15 protein-coding genes are annotated in these 17,386 nt (G+C 67.8%); 9 read left to right on the plus strand and 6 right to left on the minus strand.

The annotated features are described in order from the left end of the window. Window positions 1-244: 244 nt before the first annotated feature. The gene (gene coq7, locus R2APBS1_RS16430; RefSeq protein ID WP_015448781.1) at window positions 245-886 is read left to right on the plus strand and encodes a 2-polyprenyl-3-methyl-6-methoxy-1,4-benzoquinone monooxygenase; all 642 of its coding nucleotides are present in this window, start codon (window positions 245-247) and stop codon (window positions 884-886) included. Between the two features lie 201 nt (window positions 887-1,087). Here the strand turns inward: coq7 and R2APBS1_RS16435 are convergent, their stop codons facing one another. Further along, window positions 1,088-3,649: a S8 family peptidase gene (locus tag R2APBS1_RS16435; RefSeq protein WP_015448782.1), complete on the minus strand. Its 2,562-nt coding sequence runs from the start codon at window positions 3,647-3,649 to the stop codon at window positions 1,088-1,090. Window positions 3,650-3,946: 297 nt separating this feature from the next. Here R2APBS1_RS16435 and R2APBS1_RS16440 point away from each other — a divergent pair, with 297 nt between their 5' ends. From R2APBS1_RS16440 to R2APBS1_RS16465, 6 genes are all read left to right on the plus strand, one after another. Next, window positions 3,947-4,789 carry a DUF6689 family protein gene (locus R2APBS1_RS16440; RefSeq protein ID WP_015448783.1) on the plus strand — a complete coding sequence of 281 codons (843 nt, stop codon included), beginning with the start codon at window positions 3,947-3,949 and terminating at the stop codon, window positions 4,787-4,789. 115 nt (window positions 4,790-4,904) lie between these two features. Beyond that, a complete protein-coding gene (locus R2APBS1_RS16445) occupies window positions 4,905-5,819 on the plus strand; it encodes an FHA domain-containing protein (protein WP_015448784.1) in 915 nt (304 codons plus the stop codon). Then, entirely contained in the window at window positions 5,816-9,115 is a 3,300-nt protein-coding gene (locus R2APBS1_RS16450; protein ID WP_015448785.1) for a serine/threonine-protein kinase, read from the plus strand. Before R2APBS1_RS16445 ends, R2APBS1_RS16450 begins: the two co-directional genes overlap by 4 nt. Continuing rightward, the gene (locus tag R2APBS1_RS16455; protein WP_015448786.1) at window positions 9,112-9,843 is read left to right on the plus strand and encodes a sensor histidine kinase; all 732 of its coding nucleotides are present in this window, start codon (window positions 9,112-9,114) and stop codon (window positions 9,841-9,843) included. Before R2APBS1_RS16450 ends, R2APBS1_RS16455 begins: the two co-directional genes overlap by 4 nt. A gap of 57 nt (window positions 9,844-9,900) precedes the next feature. Beyond that, window positions 9,901-10,551, plus strand: a complete 651-nt coding sequence (locus tag R2APBS1_RS16460; RefSeq protein ID WP_007509606.1) for a response regulator — start codon at window positions 9,901-9,903, stop codon at window positions 10,549-10,551. Between the two features lie 129 nt (window positions 10,552-10,680). Next, window positions 10,681-11,406, plus strand: a complete 726-nt coding sequence (locus R2APBS1_RS16465; RefSeq protein WP_007509608.1) for a 2OG-Fe(II) oxygenase — start codon at window positions 10,681-10,683, stop codon at window positions 11,404-11,406. 82 nt (window positions 11,407-11,488) lie between these two features. Here the strand turns inward: R2APBS1_RS16465 and speD are convergent, their stop codons facing one another. Then, on the minus strand, window positions 11,489-12,274 hold the full coding sequence (speD, locus tag R2APBS1_RS16470; protein ID WP_007509610.1) for an adenosylmethionine decarboxylase: 786 nt from the start codon (window positions 12,272-12,274) through the stop codon (window positions 11,489-11,491). A gap of 288 nt (window positions 12,275-12,562) precedes the next feature. Here speD and crp point away from each other — a divergent pair, with 288 nt between their 5' ends. Both crp and R2APBS1_RS16480 read left to right on the plus strand, forming a co-directional pair. Further along, window positions 12,563-13,264 carry a cAMP-activated global transcriptional regulator CRP gene (gene crp / locus R2APBS1_RS16475; RefSeq protein WP_007509612.1) on the plus strand — a complete coding sequence of 234 codons (702 nt, stop codon included), beginning with the start codon at window positions 12,563-12,565 and terminating at the stop codon, window positions 13,262-13,264. A 93-nt stretch (window positions 13,265-13,357) separates the two neighbouring features. Next, window positions 13,358-14,101: a sulfite exporter TauE/SafE family protein gene (locus R2APBS1_RS16480; protein WP_007509614.1), complete on the plus strand. Its 744-nt coding sequence runs from the start codon at window positions 13,358-13,360 to the stop codon at window positions 14,099-14,101. Window positions 14,102-14,104: 3 nt separating this feature from the next. Here the strand turns inward: R2APBS1_RS16480 and R2APBS1_RS16485 are convergent, their stop codons facing one another. The 4 genes from R2APBS1_RS16485 to R2APBS1_RS16500 form a co-directional block, all read right to left on the minus strand. Continuing rightward, window positions 14,105-14,797 (minus strand): haloacid dehalogenase-like hydrolase, encoded by a 693-nt coding sequence (locus R2APBS1_RS16485; RefSeq protein WP_007509616.1) that lies wholly within the window; start codon window positions 14,795-14,797, stop codon window positions 14,105-14,107. A 5-nt stretch (window positions 14,798-14,802) separates the two neighbouring features. After that, a complete protein-coding gene (gene trpC / locus R2APBS1_RS16490; protein WP_007509618.1) occupies window positions 14,803-15,597 on the minus strand; it encodes an indole-3-glycerol phosphate synthase TrpC in 795 nt (264 codons plus the stop codon). Window positions 15,598-15,687: 90 nt separating this feature from the next. Continuing rightward, the gene (trpD, locus tag R2APBS1_RS16495) at window positions 15,688-16,740 is read right to left on the minus strand and encodes an anthranilate phosphoribosyltransferase (protein ID WP_007509620.1); all 1,053 of its coding nucleotides are present in this window, start codon (window positions 16,738-16,740) and stop codon (window positions 15,688-15,690) included. Next, window positions 16,737-17,336: an anthranilate synthase component II gene (locus tag R2APBS1_RS16500; RefSeq protein WP_007509622.1), complete on the minus strand. Its 600-nt coding sequence runs from the start codon at window positions 17,334-17,336 to the stop codon at window positions 16,737-16,739. The genes trpD and R2APBS1_RS16500 overlap by 4 nt, the downstream gene beginning before the upstream one ends. Window positions 17,337-17,386 lie beyond the last annotated feature (50 nt).

A 17,386-nucleotide genomic window follows, 5' to 3' on the forward strand; every position in this document is an offset into this window, starting at 1 on the left:
GCGGAGCCGTCATCCACGGCGCAAGCCTGCCGGTCGGCAAGCTGTGAGCTGGCAATGATAGCATGACCGGCAGGGTGCTTGAAAAGCCCCCAGCACGCGCCCGCTGGGCGTATCGCCGAGCTGGCTGCCCGAGGCGTCGGTGGCGGGTCTCTGCCACCGGTATCGACGCACCGGGACTGGCCCCGGCACCTGCCGGCCTTGCCGGCCCAACAACTCGAACAGCTCCCCCGAACCAGGAAAGCCCATGACCGTGCGCACACTGAGCCCCCTCGACCGCCTGCTCGCCGGTTGTGAACGCGCGCTGGAGGCGATCGCCGGTTCACCGCAGTCGCATCGGCGCTCACCCGCCCGCGGCATCGCCGAGACGGACATGGATGACGCCGACCGCCGCCACGCCGCCGGCCTGATGCGCGTCAACCACACCGGCGAGGTCTGCGCGCAGGCGCTGTACTTCGGCCAGGCCGCGCTGGCACGCCATGCCGACAACCGCCAGCACCTGCTGCATGCCGCCGCCGAGGAAACCGACCACCTGGCCTGGTGCGCCGAGCGCCTGCAGCAACTGGACAGCCGCCCGAGCCTGCTCAACCCGCTGTGGTACGCCGGCAGCTACGCGATCGGTGCCGCCGCCGCGCTGGCCGGCGATCCGCTCAGCCTGGGCTTCGTGGTCGAGACCGAGCGCCAGGTGGAGGCACACCTGGCCGAGCACCTGGAAAAGCTGCCCATGCAGGACGCGCGCTCGCGCGCGGTGCTGACCCAGATGCAGTCGGACGAGATCCGCCACGCGCAGGCCGCGCAGGCACACGGCGGCGTCGAGCTGCCCGGGCCGCTGCCAACACTGATGCGGCTCAGCTCGTTGGTGATGAAAGCGGTGGCTTATCGCATATAGGCCCGGCTTCCCGCGAACGTGGCGGCACTTTGCTGCCGGATAATGCGCGAGGCCCGGCGGCGCATTCCCAGAAGCCGGTAATCTGCCGAATGGCGTTCGGCGCGGAATTGAAACTCCGGAAAACGGTCGACACCCAACGAACAATGCGGCCCGGTTCCCCGGGCCGCATTGCGAATCCAACGCTTGCTCGGCTTTCCCAGCTTACTTGCCGCTTTGGTAAAGCGAGAAGTAGCGACCGGCTGCGACGGCATAGGCAGCGCGGGTGACCGAGAGACTCGGATCGAAGTAGGCGTGCAGGGTCGGCTGCAAGTCATACGGCCCCTGGACCACCGTGAAACGCGCATTGATGACGCCGCGATCCAGCGCCAACTGCACGTAACCACGCAGGTTGGCCGGAATCGAAGCCGCATCGTCGAGCGGGATGCGCCGGCCATCGTAGAACGCGGTGAGAGTGCCGGTAAACGAGCGCGCCTCATTCTGCAACGCCAGGCTTTGCACCAGGGAGTAGGCGAGGCCAAGTCGACTGACGCTGTCGTTCGACCGGAACGCGCCGTTCGGCTGCAGGGTCATCACGCCGTCCTGGCCATTGCTCAGATCACGCAAGGCACCCCCACGGGCGATGGCCGATTCGGCAAACGGATACATGCTGTCGCTGGCACCGACATCGGTAAAGCTGGGCTTGCCGGAGAACGGCAGGTATTGGCGCACGCTGGCGCCCATCAGCAGGTATTGCGCCAGTTCGCCACGCTTGAGGAACTGGTCGGGACGGAACTGCCCGTTCGGATAACCGTCGACGAGGCGGTTGGCAACGGCGAACTGGATCGCCGACCTGGCCGGATGATTGGCGATGTCGCTGAGCCCGGTGTAACCGCCGCTGTTCAGGAAGCCGACCTCGCCGGTCACCGTGCCAGGCGCCGCATAGCCGTTGGTGACCTTGGCTGGATCGAGGCCGACGCCGGAGACCGAACCGATGCCGCGCACGGTAACCCGCCACACGCCCGGCTTGGCCGGCGCGCCGGTGGTGACCGTATCGCCGATGACCGGCAGGGCGATCGACGAGCCATAGCGCACGCCGTCCGGGTCGATCAGCACCAGCGCCAGGGTATTGGCGTCGATGGTGGCGCGCGCGCTCACCCAGGCCGTCTCCGGCCCGACCGTGAAGGACTGCTCGCCCACCGGGCCCACCGGCGCGAAGTTCACCGAGAACGGCACCGGCGGCGGTCCGGCGACGATCACCTGGTTGCTGTTGAAGCTGTTCAGCGCGTTCACCGTCGCGCCGAAACCGTTACGCACGCCAGCGGCTTCGGCCACGGCGGTATAGGCGTTGATGTGCCCCGCGCCGGCTTCCCACGGCAGTCGACCGGTCATGTTGGTGGCGGTACGCGCGATGATGTCGCGGACATTCGCCGGGGTGAGGTTCGGGTTGGCCTCGAGCATCAGCGCGACGATGCCCGCCACGTGCGGCGTGGCCATCGAGGTACCGCTCATCACGGTGTAGAACGGCAAGTTGGCCGGCGAAAGAGTCGCCGCGTCTTTTTCAGCCGCAAGTGCCGGCAGCGTGCCCGTGCTGTCGCGGGTGGAGACGATGTCTACGCCAGGGGCCACGATGGTCGGCTGGTTGACGTAGGTCCACTGCACGCCGTCGGGCATCCTGAAAGTACTCGACTCGCCACGCTTGCCGCGCGAGGAAAAACCGGTCAGCACGCCGTTCTTCTCGCCGGCGCCAACCGAAATGACCCAGGGAGCCTGGGCATACGGGTTGTGGGTATCTTCACCCGGACCGTCGTTGCCGGCGGCGAACACGCTGACGATGCCGCGCTTGTACAGCTCGTAGGTGGCGATGTTGACCGGGTTCGCCGGATCGAATTTGCCCGAGCTGCCCCAGGAGTTGCTGGTCACGCGGATCGGGTTGTGGAAACTGAACTGGTTGGTCGCGGCGTAGTCGAGGCCGCCGACCGCGTCGAGGATGAGCAACACCGCACCGGAACCGTAGCCGACCAAATCGGCGCCCGGCGCCACCCCGCGGTACAGGCCATTCGAGCGCGCGCCGGTGCCGCCGATGGTGCCGGCGCAGTGGGTGCCGTGGCCCGAACCCCAGTCGGTATTGGGCACGCCCTCGACGTAGGTGATCGGCAGCATCGAGTCGTACGCGGCGAGGTTGGTGGCGCCCTGCGCGTTTTGCACCAGATGCGGGCCATACTGCAGGTCCATATGGGTGCCGTCGACGCCGGAGTCGTTGACCAGCACGCTCACGCCCTTGCCGCTGAACGGGATCGCGCGACGGTAGTCGGCCGGGTTCTCGACCGCGCGCGCGGCGCCGGATATCTCGCGGGCCTCCTGGTTGAGATACTCCAGCGGCGAATTGAAGAAGATCGAGACCACATCACTGTGCCGGGCCAGCGCACGGATCTGTTCCGGGGTGGCCAGCGCGCCGGCGATCGGCAGCGTGTGCATGGTCACGCCCTTGCTGATGCCCAGCGCATTGAGCTCGGCCACCTGCCCGGCCGTCACCGGGCCGGACTGCTGGTAGCTGATGACGACCTGCAACTGGTCCGTGGGGGCGGCAACACCCATCTTCGTCAGCAGTTGCGGGTCGAGCTGGGCATCGGCCAGCGCAACGCCGCTGGCCAGCAGGCCTGCCGCCACGGCACAGAGGCGGAAGGTCCTGCGTTTGACGTTTGGAACAAACATGGACGACATAGTGATGGCTCCGGAGATTCGCCCGCCGGAAATGGGGCGCCCCCGGAGTATCCCGACCGACATGGCGGCTTCTCCATCCGGGATTGCACCCACCCGCCACAGGGGAAATCACCCACGCCTCCATTCCGCTGGCATCCCGATATCCACGCCCCGGCCGATTGGCAGCAGCGCGCATGTCGATCAGCGGAGGGCGCCGCCCGCGATTGTCCGCACTCCGGCGAGTGTGCCACCGGGCACCAGACGCGCCCGTACTGAGTGAACTCCCCTATTGGCGCCACCGCACCGGATCGGCTAGGTTCAGGCGTCCGCACGATTTTCCGAACGCCTGCCGTCATCGGCGTCGCATTGCAGGAGTCCGTCATGCCGAAATTCGCTCTCACCGCCAAGCTGGTGTTCGGCCTGGCCCTTTGCCTGTGCGCCCCGCTGGCCCTGGCGCAGAACTTGCCTGTCACCGTCGCGGTCGCCGGCAACGTGGCGACGGTGCGGGTCGACCTGCCTACCCAGCAGATGCTGGCCGAAGTGATCCTGACCTTCGACGACAGCCTGGGCCTGACTCCGGGCAGTCTCGGCGTGAGTGCGCAGCTGGTGGACCTGTCCAGTCCAGCGCTGCTGGGGCGACTGCCCAATGCCAGCCTGAACCGGCTCGATCCTTCGTTTGCGCTGATGGTCACGATCGAGCCGCCGGCACTCGGTGGTCTCAGCTTTCAGCGCACCGTGCACGTCGAGGTGCATACCCATGCGCTCGCCTACACGGCAGGAAGCCAGTTGCGCCTGTTCAAGGCACCGCTGAATGGAAGCTTCCGCGACATCACCGATGAGATTGCGCCCGGCAGCGTGCGCGCACGCGGCACCACCGGGGGCTTCTCGCAGTTCCTGGTACTGACCGATCTCCGCTCCAGCAGCGAGGTGGTGACGGACAAGTTCGGCCGGCTGCAGTCGCTGATCGCGGCGCTGCCGCTGTCCGAGCGCGGACCGCTGCAGATGAACGCGGACGCGGCGCAGAGCGCCGTCAATCAGGGACAGTTCGGCGACGCCCTGAGCTCACTCGATCAGCTGCGCGCGCGCGTGGTGAGCCGGGCCGGCACGGCGATTCCCTCGCAATGGCGGGCCACCCGCGATACCGATAACCAGGCTGGCGAACTACTGGCCGCCACCTCCACACTGGCTTTCAGTATCGGTTACCAGCGCGACTTCGGCCGCTGAAGGGTCTGACCGCGCGAAGGTGGGTGCAGGGGGCGGTACATGGCGGCCAAGCTGCTTGGCCGGGCCTTGCGCGGGGCCGTCTGTGCACGCGAATGCCGTGCGCTAATATGCCTGCATGCAGGCACGGCTGACCGCATTTGTCCCGGACCACGCCGCCCTCACCCGCTCTCTGAGCCCGGGTGACCGGTTGCGGATTGGTCGTGCCGACGACTGCGGGCTGCTGCTGGAACACCCCTCGATATCGCGCGCACACGCCGAACTTTTCGCCAGCGACGACGGACGCTGGCAGCTGGCCGACCTGCGCAGCAAGAACGGCAGCTTCGTTGAAGGCGCCCGGATCGACTCTGCCTCGATCGACACGTCCTGCTGGTTGCGCTTCGGCGATGTCCATTGCGAGTTGGCGCTGCTCGACGGCGCCGCGGCGGAAGCCGACGCCAGGCGCCGCAACGAACGTCACCGCACGGCTACCGCATGCACGGCCCACCTGGACACGATTGCCCGCAAGGACCGTAGCGATGATGCCCCCGGCCAGTCGCTGCCCGACGCCAGCCTGCGCGCGGTGGCCGAGCTCGCCGGCTGCAGCCGTGGCTTCCTGCTGGTCGACACGCACGGCCGCTACCGCGTCCTCGCCGCGCTCGCGCTGGATCCGTCGCAGATGATCGGTCGCGAATTCGCCGGCAGCCTCAGTGCGGTCACCCGCGCCATCGAGCAACGCCGCCCGGTCGTCTTCAACGACATCGGCGGCGATGTGTGGCCCGGCGCCTGTGCCTCGGTAGTCCAGGCCGGGTTGCGCACGCTGGTCTGTCTGCCGTTGCTCGACGGCAACCAGGTGCTCGGCGCGATCTACGCCGATCGCCGCGAACCGGGTCCGCCCCTGACCACGCTCGACCTGGAACTGCTGGAGGCGTTTGCCGACCGCACCGCGCTGTGGCTCATCGCGCGTCGCGCGCGCGAGGACCTGGCCATGTATCCATCCACGCCGCCACTCGACTGGAACAGCATCCTCACCGAGAGGATTCTGGAGACATGACGAGCCAGCCGACCGCCACTGGCATCTATGCGCACATGAACCTGGCGCCCGGCACGATGCTTGCCGGGCGTTTTCGCATCGAGGCGCTGCTCGGGGCGGGTGGCATGGGCGTGGTCTATCGTGCCCACGACACTGCGCTGGACGTGCCGGTCGCGCTCAAACTGTTGCGGCCCGAGCTGGCGGTCCGATCGGATTCCTTTGAACGATTTCGCCAGGAGCTGTTGCTCGCGCGCCAGGTTTCCAGCCCGCATGTGGTGCGCATCCACGACCTCGCCCAGCACGATGGCCACTGGCTGATCAGCATGGATTATGTCGACGGCGAAGGGCTGGACCAGCGCATCGACCGTGGCGCGATGCCGCTGGAGGACGCGTTGCGGATCGCACGGCAGATCGCTCTCGGCCTGCAGGCTGCCCATGCCCGGATGGTGGTACATCGCGACCTGAAGCCGGCCAACGTGCTCGTCGACCGCGAGGGCAACGCGTACATCAGCGACTTCGGCGTGGCCCGTTCGCTCGCCAGCAGCGGCCTCACCCTCGCCGGTACGGGCGCGGTGATCGGCACTCCCGATTACCTCTCCCCGGAACAAGCCCGCGGTGATCCGGTCGATACGCGCAGCGATCTGTATGCACTGGGCCTGATCATGCACGAGATGCTGACGGGCGCGCCTGCGTTCCAGGGCGCCACTGCCGCCGAGGCAATCGTCCAGCGACTGGTCCGCACCCCGTCGCCGGTCACCCGCGAACGCCCCGACGTGCCGGCCTGGGTCGCCCGACTGATCGAACGACTGCTGCGACCGCGTCCGGCGCACCGACTGCCGGATGCGGCCGCCGTGATCCAGGCCATAGACCGCCGCGCGATGCCGCGCGATCTGCGTGCGCATCGTCGCGCCTGGCTCGCAACGGTAGCCTTGCTGGCCTCGATCGGCATCACGGGCACGCTTTGGTGGATGCCACACGACAAGACGACCGGCAACGACGCCTCGCCACCGCTCCATCGGGTTCTGGTGTTGCCGTTGCGTGGCGCGGCACTACCGGTACCGCGCGTGATCGCACTGGACGCCTACCTGCGCGCGACCCTGTTCGCGCTGCCCGGTGTCGCCAGCGTCGATACCGACCGGACCTTCCAGGCGCTGCGCCAGCTGGACGCGGCCGGCAGCACCCCCGACCCGGCCGCGCTGCGCCGCCTTGCTGCTGCCGATCGCACCTTGTCCCCGGATCTGCGCCAACGCAACGGTCACTGGTACGTGCACGCCGAGCTGCGCAAGGACGACGCCGCGACGCAGACCCTGGACGGTCCGCCAGCCGCCGACGCGGCCACCGCCTTGCATGCCTGGCTCGCCCAGCCGGCCCTGGCCAAGGCACTCGGCGCACCTGCGCCCGCACCCGAGCTGAAACTGCCCGCCGAAGTCGCGACGCTGGATGCATTTGGCGCGGTCCTGCAGGTGCGTGAGAACGACAACATCCCTGCCGCACTGGCGGATTTGCGCGCCATCACCCGGCGCGAGCGCAACGACCCTGTGCTGTGGCACGCCCAGCTGCGCCTTGCGCAGGCGGTCGGCGAGCGCGATGTGGCGCTCGACGCCATCGAACAGGGGCAGCGTGCGGCCAACGCCGCGCCTGTCCGCCTGCAACGCGTGTTCGCCGCGGAGCGCGCGCTGTACGATGGCGACGTTCCGGCTGCGATCGCGCAATGGCGTGCGCAACTGGCTGAAACACCCGACGACACCCTGACCGACCTGCAACTCGCGCGAGCCCAGGGCGGCGGCGGGGATTTTCGTGCCGCCATGGCCAGACTGTCACAACTTACCGCTCGCGACGGCGACGACCCGCGCGCCTGGTTCGAGCTGGGCAAGTTCTCGATCATGCAAGGTGAGGCGAGGCGCGCCGTCGACGATTATCTGGTGCGCGCGCTGGTGCTCTACAAGCGCGGCAGAAACCCCTATGGAGTCGCGGAAACAACCAATGCGCTCGGCATCGGCTACGGCCGCCTCGGCCAGACCGCCAATGCCGAGGAGCAATACCGCAAGGCCGCGACGCTCCAGCGCGATGTCGGCAACCGCCGTGGCGTGGCCACCAGCCTGCGCAATCTGGCCAACGTGTTGAGCCTTCGCGGGGCCTTTGACGAAGCCGGCAACGCACTTGCGCAGGCCCGTGCGCTGACGGTCGAACTCGACGACCGCGAGGGGCTGGCTGCCGTGGACAACGAACTCGGCGTGCTTGCCGAGGAACGCGGCGACTACCTCGGGGCACTCGAAGCCTACCGTCGTGCGTTGCAGGGCTGGCAGCAGGTCGGCGACGCACATGGACTGGCCCAGGCACTCAACGATATTGGCTTCGCCAACTTCCAGCTCGGCCGGTACGACGACGCGCAGAGCTACTGGCAACGCACCGCGGAAAGTGAGGCTGGCCTCGGCGACACCGGCCGCATCCGCACCGGGCAGAACCTGGGGCTGCTGGCGGCGGCGCGTGGCCATTGGCAGGAGGCACGCAAACTGCAGGAAGGCGCGCTGGCCGAAGCTGAAAGGCAGCAGATGCCCGAGGAGGCGGCCGTGAGCCGGCGCAATCTGGCCAAGCTCGCGTTGATGCAGGGCGATGTGGCCGATTCGCTCGCCCAGGCCGACAAGGCCATCGCCCTGTTCAGCCAGCGCAGCGATCGGCGTGGCGAAGCCGACACGCGCCTGTTGCGCGTGCAGGCACTGCTCGCCGCGGGCGCTGAGGCCACGGCACGGCGCGAACTCAAACCGCTCGAAAGTGCCGACCCCGGCACCTCAGTCGAGCAGCGTGCCGGGGTCGAGATCGTGCGTGCGCAACTGGCCTTGCATGCGGGTGACCTGGAGAGCACGGTCGCAGCCTTGGACAACGCACAGCCGTTGGCCAAGGCGTCGGGAGTGCGCGAACTTCAGCTGCGGGTCGCGCTGCTGCGCGCGCATATCGACCCGCGTGCCGATACCGGGCTGGATAGCGCAACCGCGATGCTCGGCAATGCCGAATTGCGGTTGGACTGGCTGACCCTGGCGATGAAACATGCGCTCGCCGCGCACGACGCGACGGCGGCACGGCGCGCCTACCGCGAAGCGATCAGCCTGATGCACGGCAGCGAGGTGCTGGGAGCGCCGCAGATATACACGTTGGGCGCCAGCGCCCAGCGGCTGGCGGGCGACGCCGCCGGAGCGGCAGCTGCCGAGCAAGCCGCGGCTGCCGCGCAGGCTGCCTTCCGGGCCAAACTGCCCACGCAACTGCGCGATGCGGGAAGTTCATCCCCCGTCCGCCGCGTGGGAGCGGACACCACGCCATGACCCGCGATACCCCGCCGCCTCCCGCCGAAGCCCATTTGCGCTACCAGCACCTGCTGCAGCGGCTCGAAGCGAGCGAGCGCGAATTCCGCCGCCTCGGCCGCTCGGTGCTGCATGTGCAGGAGGATGAGCGGCGCCGCCTCGCGCGCGATCTGCATGATGGCGTCGGCCAGAACCTGACGGCGCTCAAGCATCGACTCGCGCAGATCGGCGACGCGCTGCCGGCGGAACTGGGGACGTTGCGTGCCAGCCTCGACGAGGCGATCGCGTTGTGCGCCGATACCCTCGACGACACCCGCCAACTCTCGCGGCTGTTGCGTCCGCCGATCCTCGACGACCTCGGCCTGGAACCGACGCTGCGCTGGCTGGCGCGCAGCCTCGGCGAAGCCGCCGGCATCGCGATCACCGTGGAAATCGAACCGCTGCCCGCCCTCGACGAGGAGTTGCAGACGCTGCTGTTCCGCGTCGCCCAGGAAGCCCTCAACAACGTGGCCAAGCATGCCGGTGCACGCAGCGTACTGGTGCATCTGGTCGAGCGCAGCGGCCGCATGCAACTGCAGATCGTCGACGACGGATGCGGCTTTGACCCGGTGCAGACACAGGCTGCCGGCGGCACTGGCCTGGGCGGTATCCGCGAACGCCTGCAATTGTTCAACGGCCAGTTCGAGCTGCGTTCCACTTCCGGCCATGGCACCCGTCTGCGCGCAGTCGTGCCGCTGGACAATCGTTGACTCATGCACGCCCGGTTGCGCTTGACGCAACCGGAGATGGCGTGCAGGGTATCCCACATGCCGCCCAAGCCCATCCGCGTCCTGCTCGTGGACGATCACAACCTGGTCCGCGAGAGCCTCGTCGGGATCCTGCAGAGTGATGGCGACATCGAGGTCATCGCGCAGGCGGCCGACGGCGTCGAGGCCATCGGCAAGGCATTGGCCACTCGCCCGGATATCGTCATCACCGACCTGTCGATGCCGCGCCTGAACGGCATCGAGCTCGTGCGCCGTCTGAACCAGGAGTTGCCGGGCACGCGCGTGCTGGTGCTGACCATGCACCAGGAGGACCAGTACGTGCTGCAGGCCGTGCGCGTCGGAGCCAGTGGCTACCTGGTCAAGGACAGCGCGGCGGCTGAACTGCTTGCCGCCGTACGCAACGTCCATGCCGGACGCGGGCATTTCGGACCGCATGCCTCGCGCGCGCTGGCGGAGCAGCTGCAACACCCGGAGCGCCTGCCGGACGATCGCTACGAACTCCTCACCGCGCGCGAACGCGAAGTTTTCAGGCTGATTGCCGAGGGCCTGACCACCAAGGAGATCGCGCGCCGGCTGTCGATCAGCACCAAGACGGCGGAAAACCACCGCACCCGTGTGCTGACCAAGATCGCCGTACGCAATACCGCCGAGCTTGTGCGATATGCGCTGCGCCGCGGATTGCTCGACTAGAGATCCGCAGGACGGCACTGCCGCGGCTTGCCGCGCTCCGGCGTGTTCAAGACATGCCTGCAGCGTGCCATGATGGGCACCTGTACTTTTCCTGCTCATTCCGCGCGCTGCGTGCCAACGGTTTCCCGCATGCCCACTGCCCCTGATGCCGCCGATGGCTCGCCCGATTTCATCGAGACGTACCCCGACGCCCTGACTGCAGCACAGTGCGCGGCGCTGGTGGAACGTTTTGCGGCAAGCGGGAAAACCCGCCCGGGCCGGGTCGGCGGCGGTGTGCTGCCCGAACTGAAGGACAGCCAGGATCTCGCCCTCAGCGAACAGGCCGACTGGCGTGACGCGGAAGCGTTGCTCAATCAGGCGGTGTTCCGCGGCCTGCTGGCGTACCTGCGGCGGTATCCGCACGTGCTGATTGCCCCGCTGATGCTCGAGGTTCCGGGACCGGGCGGCACCCGCCATCGACTCACACCCGAGCGCCTCCGGGCCATGAACGACGACGCGCTGTCGTCGATGGCGGAAATGGTCTTCCGACCGGGTGCGATCAACCTGCAGCGCTACAGTGCGGGGCGCGGCGGCTATCCCTATTGGCATTGCGAACTGTACCCACGCGACCCGCGCGCGGACACCTTGCACCGGCACCTGCTGTGGACGATCTACCTCAACGACGGCTTCACCGAGGGGGAAACCGAGTTCCTCCATCAGCGGCGGAAAATCGTTCCGCGCGCCGGCACGCTGCTGCTGGCACCGGCTTCGTTCACCCACACCCACCGCGGCAACCGCCCGCAAGGCGGCGACAAGATCATCGCGACGAGCTGGGTACTGTTCCAGCGCGCCGAGCAGTTGTTCGGCGGAAGCTGAACGGCACGTGCGGCATGGCGTAATTCCGACGGAAATCCCGGCGGGAAGTCGAGGAAAAACCCGCCTCCCGGCGGGTTTTCCGTTACATCAAGTTGCGCCCGTGGAACAGTTCCTCGATCTCGCGGCGCAGCAGCGACTCGATGCGCTGGCGTTCCTTGAACGAGAGGTCGTCGGCGTGCGACTCGAACAGGTAGGTGTCGAGGTCGAAGTCCTTGATGTGCATCTTCGTGTGGAACATGTTCTCCTGGTACACGTTGACGTCGAACATCTCGTATTTCTGGCGGATGTGCTTGGCCAGGTAGTCCTGCACCGAGTTGATCTTGTGGTCGATGAAGTGCTTCTTGCCCTTCACGTCGCGGGTGAAGCCACGCACGCGGTAGTCGCACACCACGATGTCCGACTCGAAGCTGTCGATCAGGTAGTTCAGCGCCTTCAGCGGCGAGATCACGCCGCAGGTGGCCACGTCGATGTCGGCGCGGAAGGTGGCGATGCCGTTGTGCGGATGCGTTTCCGGGTAGGTGTGGACGGTGATGTGGCTCTTGTCCATGTGCGCCACCACGGCGCCCGCGATGGAATCGCGACCGAGCTTCTCGACCACCGGCTCCTCGGAGATCAGGATGGTCACCGAGGCGCCCTGCGGGTCGTAGTCCTGGCGGGCCACGTTCAGGATGTTCGCGCCGATGATCTCGGCCACGTCGGTGAGGATCTGGGTGAGGCGGTCGGCGTCGTACTGCTCGTCGATGTACTCGATGTAGCGCTGGCGCTGGTCCTCGGACACCGCGTAGCAGATGTCGTAGATGTTGAAGCTCAACGCCTTGGTCAGGTTGTTGAAACCCTGCAGGCGCAGACGGGGGAGTGGCTTGACCACGGGCGGCTCTCCATGGCCGAACGCTCGGCCAGCAGCAGAGGCGGGTTAGCGACAAGGGTCCCCGCGATTGGTGTGAAGCGCAGGCGTACAGCCTGCACGACCCTTGTGAACCGCATGCGACGACCCCGTCGCACCCGGAAGACCGCGAAGTATGCGGCAAAAAGAAAAGAAATTGAACCTGCGACAATCGCTCAGGTTTGCCATAATGCCAGCTTGCAAGGATGGTCCATGAGCACGCACGGCGTGTGGCAACGGTTGCCACTGTTCAATGACAACCACCGGTAGGGGATGATCGTGGCGCAACTCAAGTACCAGCTCCAACAGGCTTTCGAACGCTCGCAGGCGCCGCTGGGCTTTGCCCCGGACCCGGCCGCAATGGAACGCTTCCTGGCGCTGTGCCATCGACGACGCTACCCGGGCAAGACCGCGATCATCCGCCCCGGCGACCCGGCCAACACCTTGTACTACGTGATCGAGGGCTCGCTGGCGGTGTGCACCGAGGATGAGCAGGGACGCGAACTGATCCTTGCCTATATCAGCCGCGGCCAGTTCATCGGCGAGATGGGCCTGTTCGTGGAGCAGGCCCAGCGCGAGTCGATGGTGCGCACGCGCACCCCGTGCGAGATGGCCGAGGTCAGCTACGAGCGCCTGTTCCAGCTGATGGAAGGCCCGCTGCGCGAGGAATGCCCGAAGATCCTGTTCGCGATCGGCTCGCAGTTGACCAACCGCCTGCTGCGCACCTCGCGCCAGGTCAGCCGGATGGCCTTCATGGACGTCACCAACCGCATCTCGCGCACCCTGCTCGACCTGTGCCAGGAGCCGGATTCGATGACCCATCCGGACGGCACCCAGATCCGCATCTCGCGCCAGGAAGTCAGCCGCATCGTCGGCTGCTCGCGCGAGATGGTCGGCCGCGTGCTCAAGCAGCTGGAGGAGCAGCGCATGATCGACGTCGCCGGCAAGACCATCGTGGTGCGCGGCACGCGCTGAGCCCTCGTGGAGTTCGCCACGTTCGACGTCTGAACCGGTTTTTTACGCAGACTGGTCGAGGATGGCGCTCCGCCACCGGCAGCGAGACAACGCTTGGATTACGGACAGTTCTTCGTCTTCGCCGGTGTCGGCTTGCTCGCGCAACTGGTCGATGGCGCGCTGGGCATGGCCTACGGGCTGGTCTCCAACTCGATCCTGCTGGCGCTGGGGCTGCCGCCGGCGGTGGCCAGCGCCACCGTGCACACTGCCGAAGTGTTCACCACCGGCGTCTCCGGCGCGGCGCATGCCTGGTTCGGCAACGTACGCTGGAAGTTGTTCTGGCAACTGGCCATCCCCGGCGCGATCGGCGGCATCCTCGGCGCGACCTTCCTGGCCAGCGTGCCGGGCGAAGCGATCCGGCCCTGGGTCAATGCCTACCTGCTGATCCTCGGCACGATGGTGCTGCTGCGCGCGTTCGGCCAGCGGCTGAGCCGCCATCGGGTACAGCACAGCGGCGTGCTGGGCTTCTTCGCCGGCCTGCTCGACGCCATCGGCGGCGGCGGCTGGGGGCCGCTGGCCACCAGCACCCTGATCGCGCGCGGCGGCGGCGTGCGCAGCACGATCGGCTCGGTCAACGCCGCCGAATTCGTGGTGACGGTGTGCGTCTCCGCCACCCTGGTCTGGCATGTCGGCGCCGGCCACTGGCCGATCGTGCTGGGCCTGCTCACCGGCGGCGTGGTCGCCGCGCCGCTCGCCGCCTGGCTGGTGCACCACCTGCCCGAGCATGCCGTGATGGCCGCGGTGGGCAGCCTGATCGTGCTGATCAGCCTGGGCCAGCTGGCGCAGACGCTGCTGTAACGGCTAGAACCACTCGACGCGGGTGACCGCACGACCCAGCGCCTTCTCCACCTTCTTGCACAACGCGGGGGTGCCGTTGACCAGCACCGCCTCAGCAGCCAGCGCCAACATCGCCGCGTCGTACATCGAATCGCCGTAGGCGACCTGCCAGACGTCGACCCCGTGCTCGGTCAGCGACTGCACCTTGCGGCGGCCCACGTTGTGCCGCAGCAGCCGCATGCCGAACCAGCCCGGCCTCAGCTGCGAAGCCAGCACCTCCAGCCCGGTCAGACCGAGCTGCTGCAGGATGCCGCTGGCCAGCGCGTGCTCGCAGCCGGTCACCACCAGCACGCGATCCCCCGCCAGCTGGTGCCGACGCAGTGCCTGCAGGCCGTCGCGGCAGAACTGCCTCGGCCGCCGCGCCAGCGTGGTGGCGAACACGTTTGCCGCCAGCTGGTAGCGCCGCTCGCCCAGCCCCAGCAAGGCGATGCGCACCAGCGTGTACATCGGCCAGCGCCGCGAGAACGGACGTTGCACCAGCAACAGCGGCGAACACAGCAAGGCCAGCGCGCAACGCCACGGCGAACGCCGGTAGCGCTCGCGCATGAACAGGCGGAACGCATCGCCGCGGATCAGCACGCCGTCGAAATCGAACAGCACCACGCGCGGCGACGCCGCGTCCGCGCCCACCGGCATCACCGCTTCGCGTTCCGGCATCACCGTCACGGGATCGAGAACAGCCGCCGCAGTTCGGCCCCCGGGTCCTCGGCGCGCATGAACGCCTCGCCGACCAGGAACGCCTGAATACCGCCAGCGCGCAAGCGCGCCACGTCTTCCGGGGTGTGGATGCCGGACTCGGCCACCAGCACGCGGTCGTACTCGACCAGTTCCTGCAGGGCCAGCGAAGTCTCCAGCGAGGTCTCGAAGCTGCGCAGGTTGCGGTTGTTCACACCGATCAGCGGCACCGGCAACGCCATCGCGCGCTCCAGTTCCTCCTCGTCGTGCACCTCGCACAGCACGTCCAGGTCGAGCTCCGCCGCCAGCAGCGACAGCTGCAGCAGCACGTCATCGTCCAGCGCCGAGACGATCAGCAGCACGCAGTCGGCACCGATCGCCCGCGCCTCCTGCACCTGGTAGGCGTCGATGATGAAATCCTTGCGCAGCACCGGCAGCGAGCACGCCTCGCGCGCCTGCTGCAGGAACGCCTCGCTGCCCTGGAAGAAGTCGCTGTCGGTCAGCACCGACAGGCAGGCCGCGCCGGCGGCCGCGTAGCTCCTCGCGATCGCGGCCGGATCGAAGTTGGTGCGGATCAGGCCCTTGCTCGGGCTGGCCTTCTTCACCTCGGCGATCACCGCCGGCAGGCCGGCGTCGATCTTCGCCTCGATCGCCGCGGCGAAACCGCGGGTGCCGGGCAGCTCCGCGATGCGCGCGACCAGTTCGGCTTCCGGCAGCCGGGCCCGGCGCTCGGCGACCTCTTCCGCCTTGCGGGCAAGAATGCGATTGAGAATGTCGGTCATGGCATCTCACTGGTGGTATGGGAGCGCATCCCGTGCGCGGCAGGGGCACCGGCGCGCCGGTCTGCGGCAGCTTTGCGCACCATGTACGTCTTACGGCGGATTGGCAAGCCGTCGGGTGGCAGCCACGAACGCCTGCATTTTCGCATGCGCGGCGCCGCTGGCAATCGTGGCACGGGCCAGATCGATGCCTTCGCCGACCGAGGTGGCCACGTCGGCGGTGTACAGCGCCGCGCCGGCGTTCAGGCAGACGATGTCGTGCGCCACGCCGTGGCGACCCTGCAGCACCTCCAGCAGCATCGCCTTCGACTCGTGCGCATTTTCCACGCGCAAGTTGCGGCTGGACGCCATCGCCAGGCCGAAATCCTCCGGCTCCACCTCGTACTCGCGCACCACGCCGTCGCGCAATTCGCCGACCAGGGTCGCCGCACCCAGCGAGATCTCATCCAGCCCGTCGCGCCCCCACACCACCAGCGCGTGCCGCGCGCCGAGCTGCTGCAGCACGCGCACCTGGATGCCGACCAGGTCGGGGTGGAACACGCCCATCAGGATGTTCGGCGCGCCGGCCGGGTTGGTCAGCGGGCCCAGGATATTGAACAGCGTGCGCACGCCCATTTCCTTGCGCACCGGCGCCACCACCTTCATCACCGGATGGTGGTTCGGCGCGAACATGAAGCCGATGCCGGTCTCGGCCATGCACGCAGCCACCTGTGCCGGCGGCAGCTCGATCGCCGCGCCCAGCGCCTCCAGCACGTCGGCGCTGCCGGACTTCGACGACACGCTGCGCCCGCCGTGCTTGGCGATGCACGCGCCGGCCGCCGCCGCCACGAACATCGCCGTGGTGGAGATGTTGAAGCTGGAGGCACCGTCGCCGCCGGTGCCGACGATGTCGACGAAATGCGCGTGGGCCGGCACATCCACTTTCACCGACAGCTCGCGCATCACCCGCGCCGCGCCGGTGATCTCGCCCACGGTTTCCTTCTTCACGCGCAGCCCGGTGATGATCGCCGCGGTCATCAGCGGGCTCACCTCGCCGCGCATGATCTGGCGCATCAGCGCGATCATCTCGTCGTGGAAGATCTCGCGGTGCTCGATCGTGCGCTGCAGGGCTTCCTGCGGCGTGATGGTGATGGCGCGCGCGCTCATGCCGCCAGCTTCCGCCGCGGCAGGCCGAGGAAGTTCGCCAGCAAGTCGTGGCCGTGCTGGGTCAGGATCGACTCGGGATGGAACTGCACGCCCTCGACCGCCAGTGTCTTGTGCTTGAGACCCATGATCTCGTCGATCGAGCCGTCCGGGTTTTCCGTCCACGCGGTGACTTCCAGGCAATCGGGCAGCGACGACTGCTCCACCACCAGCGAGTGGTAGCGCGTCGCCTCGAACGGATTCGGCAGGCCGGCAAACACGCCCTGCCCGCGATGGATCACCGGCGACGTCTTGCCGTGCATGATCCGCTTCGCACGGATCACCTTGCCGCCGAACGCCTGGCCGATCGCCTGGTGGCCCAGGCACACGCCGAACACCGGGATCTCGCCGGCCAGCTCGCGCAGCACGTCCAGCGACACGCCCGCGTCATCCGGCGTGCCCGGCCCCGGCGAGATCATGATATGCGAGGGCTTCAACGCGCGGATGCCCGCCACGTCCAGCGCATCGTTGCGCACCACCTTGACCGCCTGCCCCAACTCGCCCAGGTACTGCACGAGGTTGTAGGTGAAGCTGTCGTAGTTGTCGATCATCAGCAGCATGGTTACACCAACCTCGTTGAGGGAGTTTTCTACCCGGCCGCATGCGTTAT

Origin of the sequence: Rhodanobacter denitrificans (assembly GCF_000230695.2) — a bacterium.
GTDB classification, from domain to species: Bacteria; Pseudomonadota; Gammaproteobacteria; order Xanthomonadales; family Rhodanobacteraceae; genus Rhodanobacter; species Rhodanobacter denitrificans.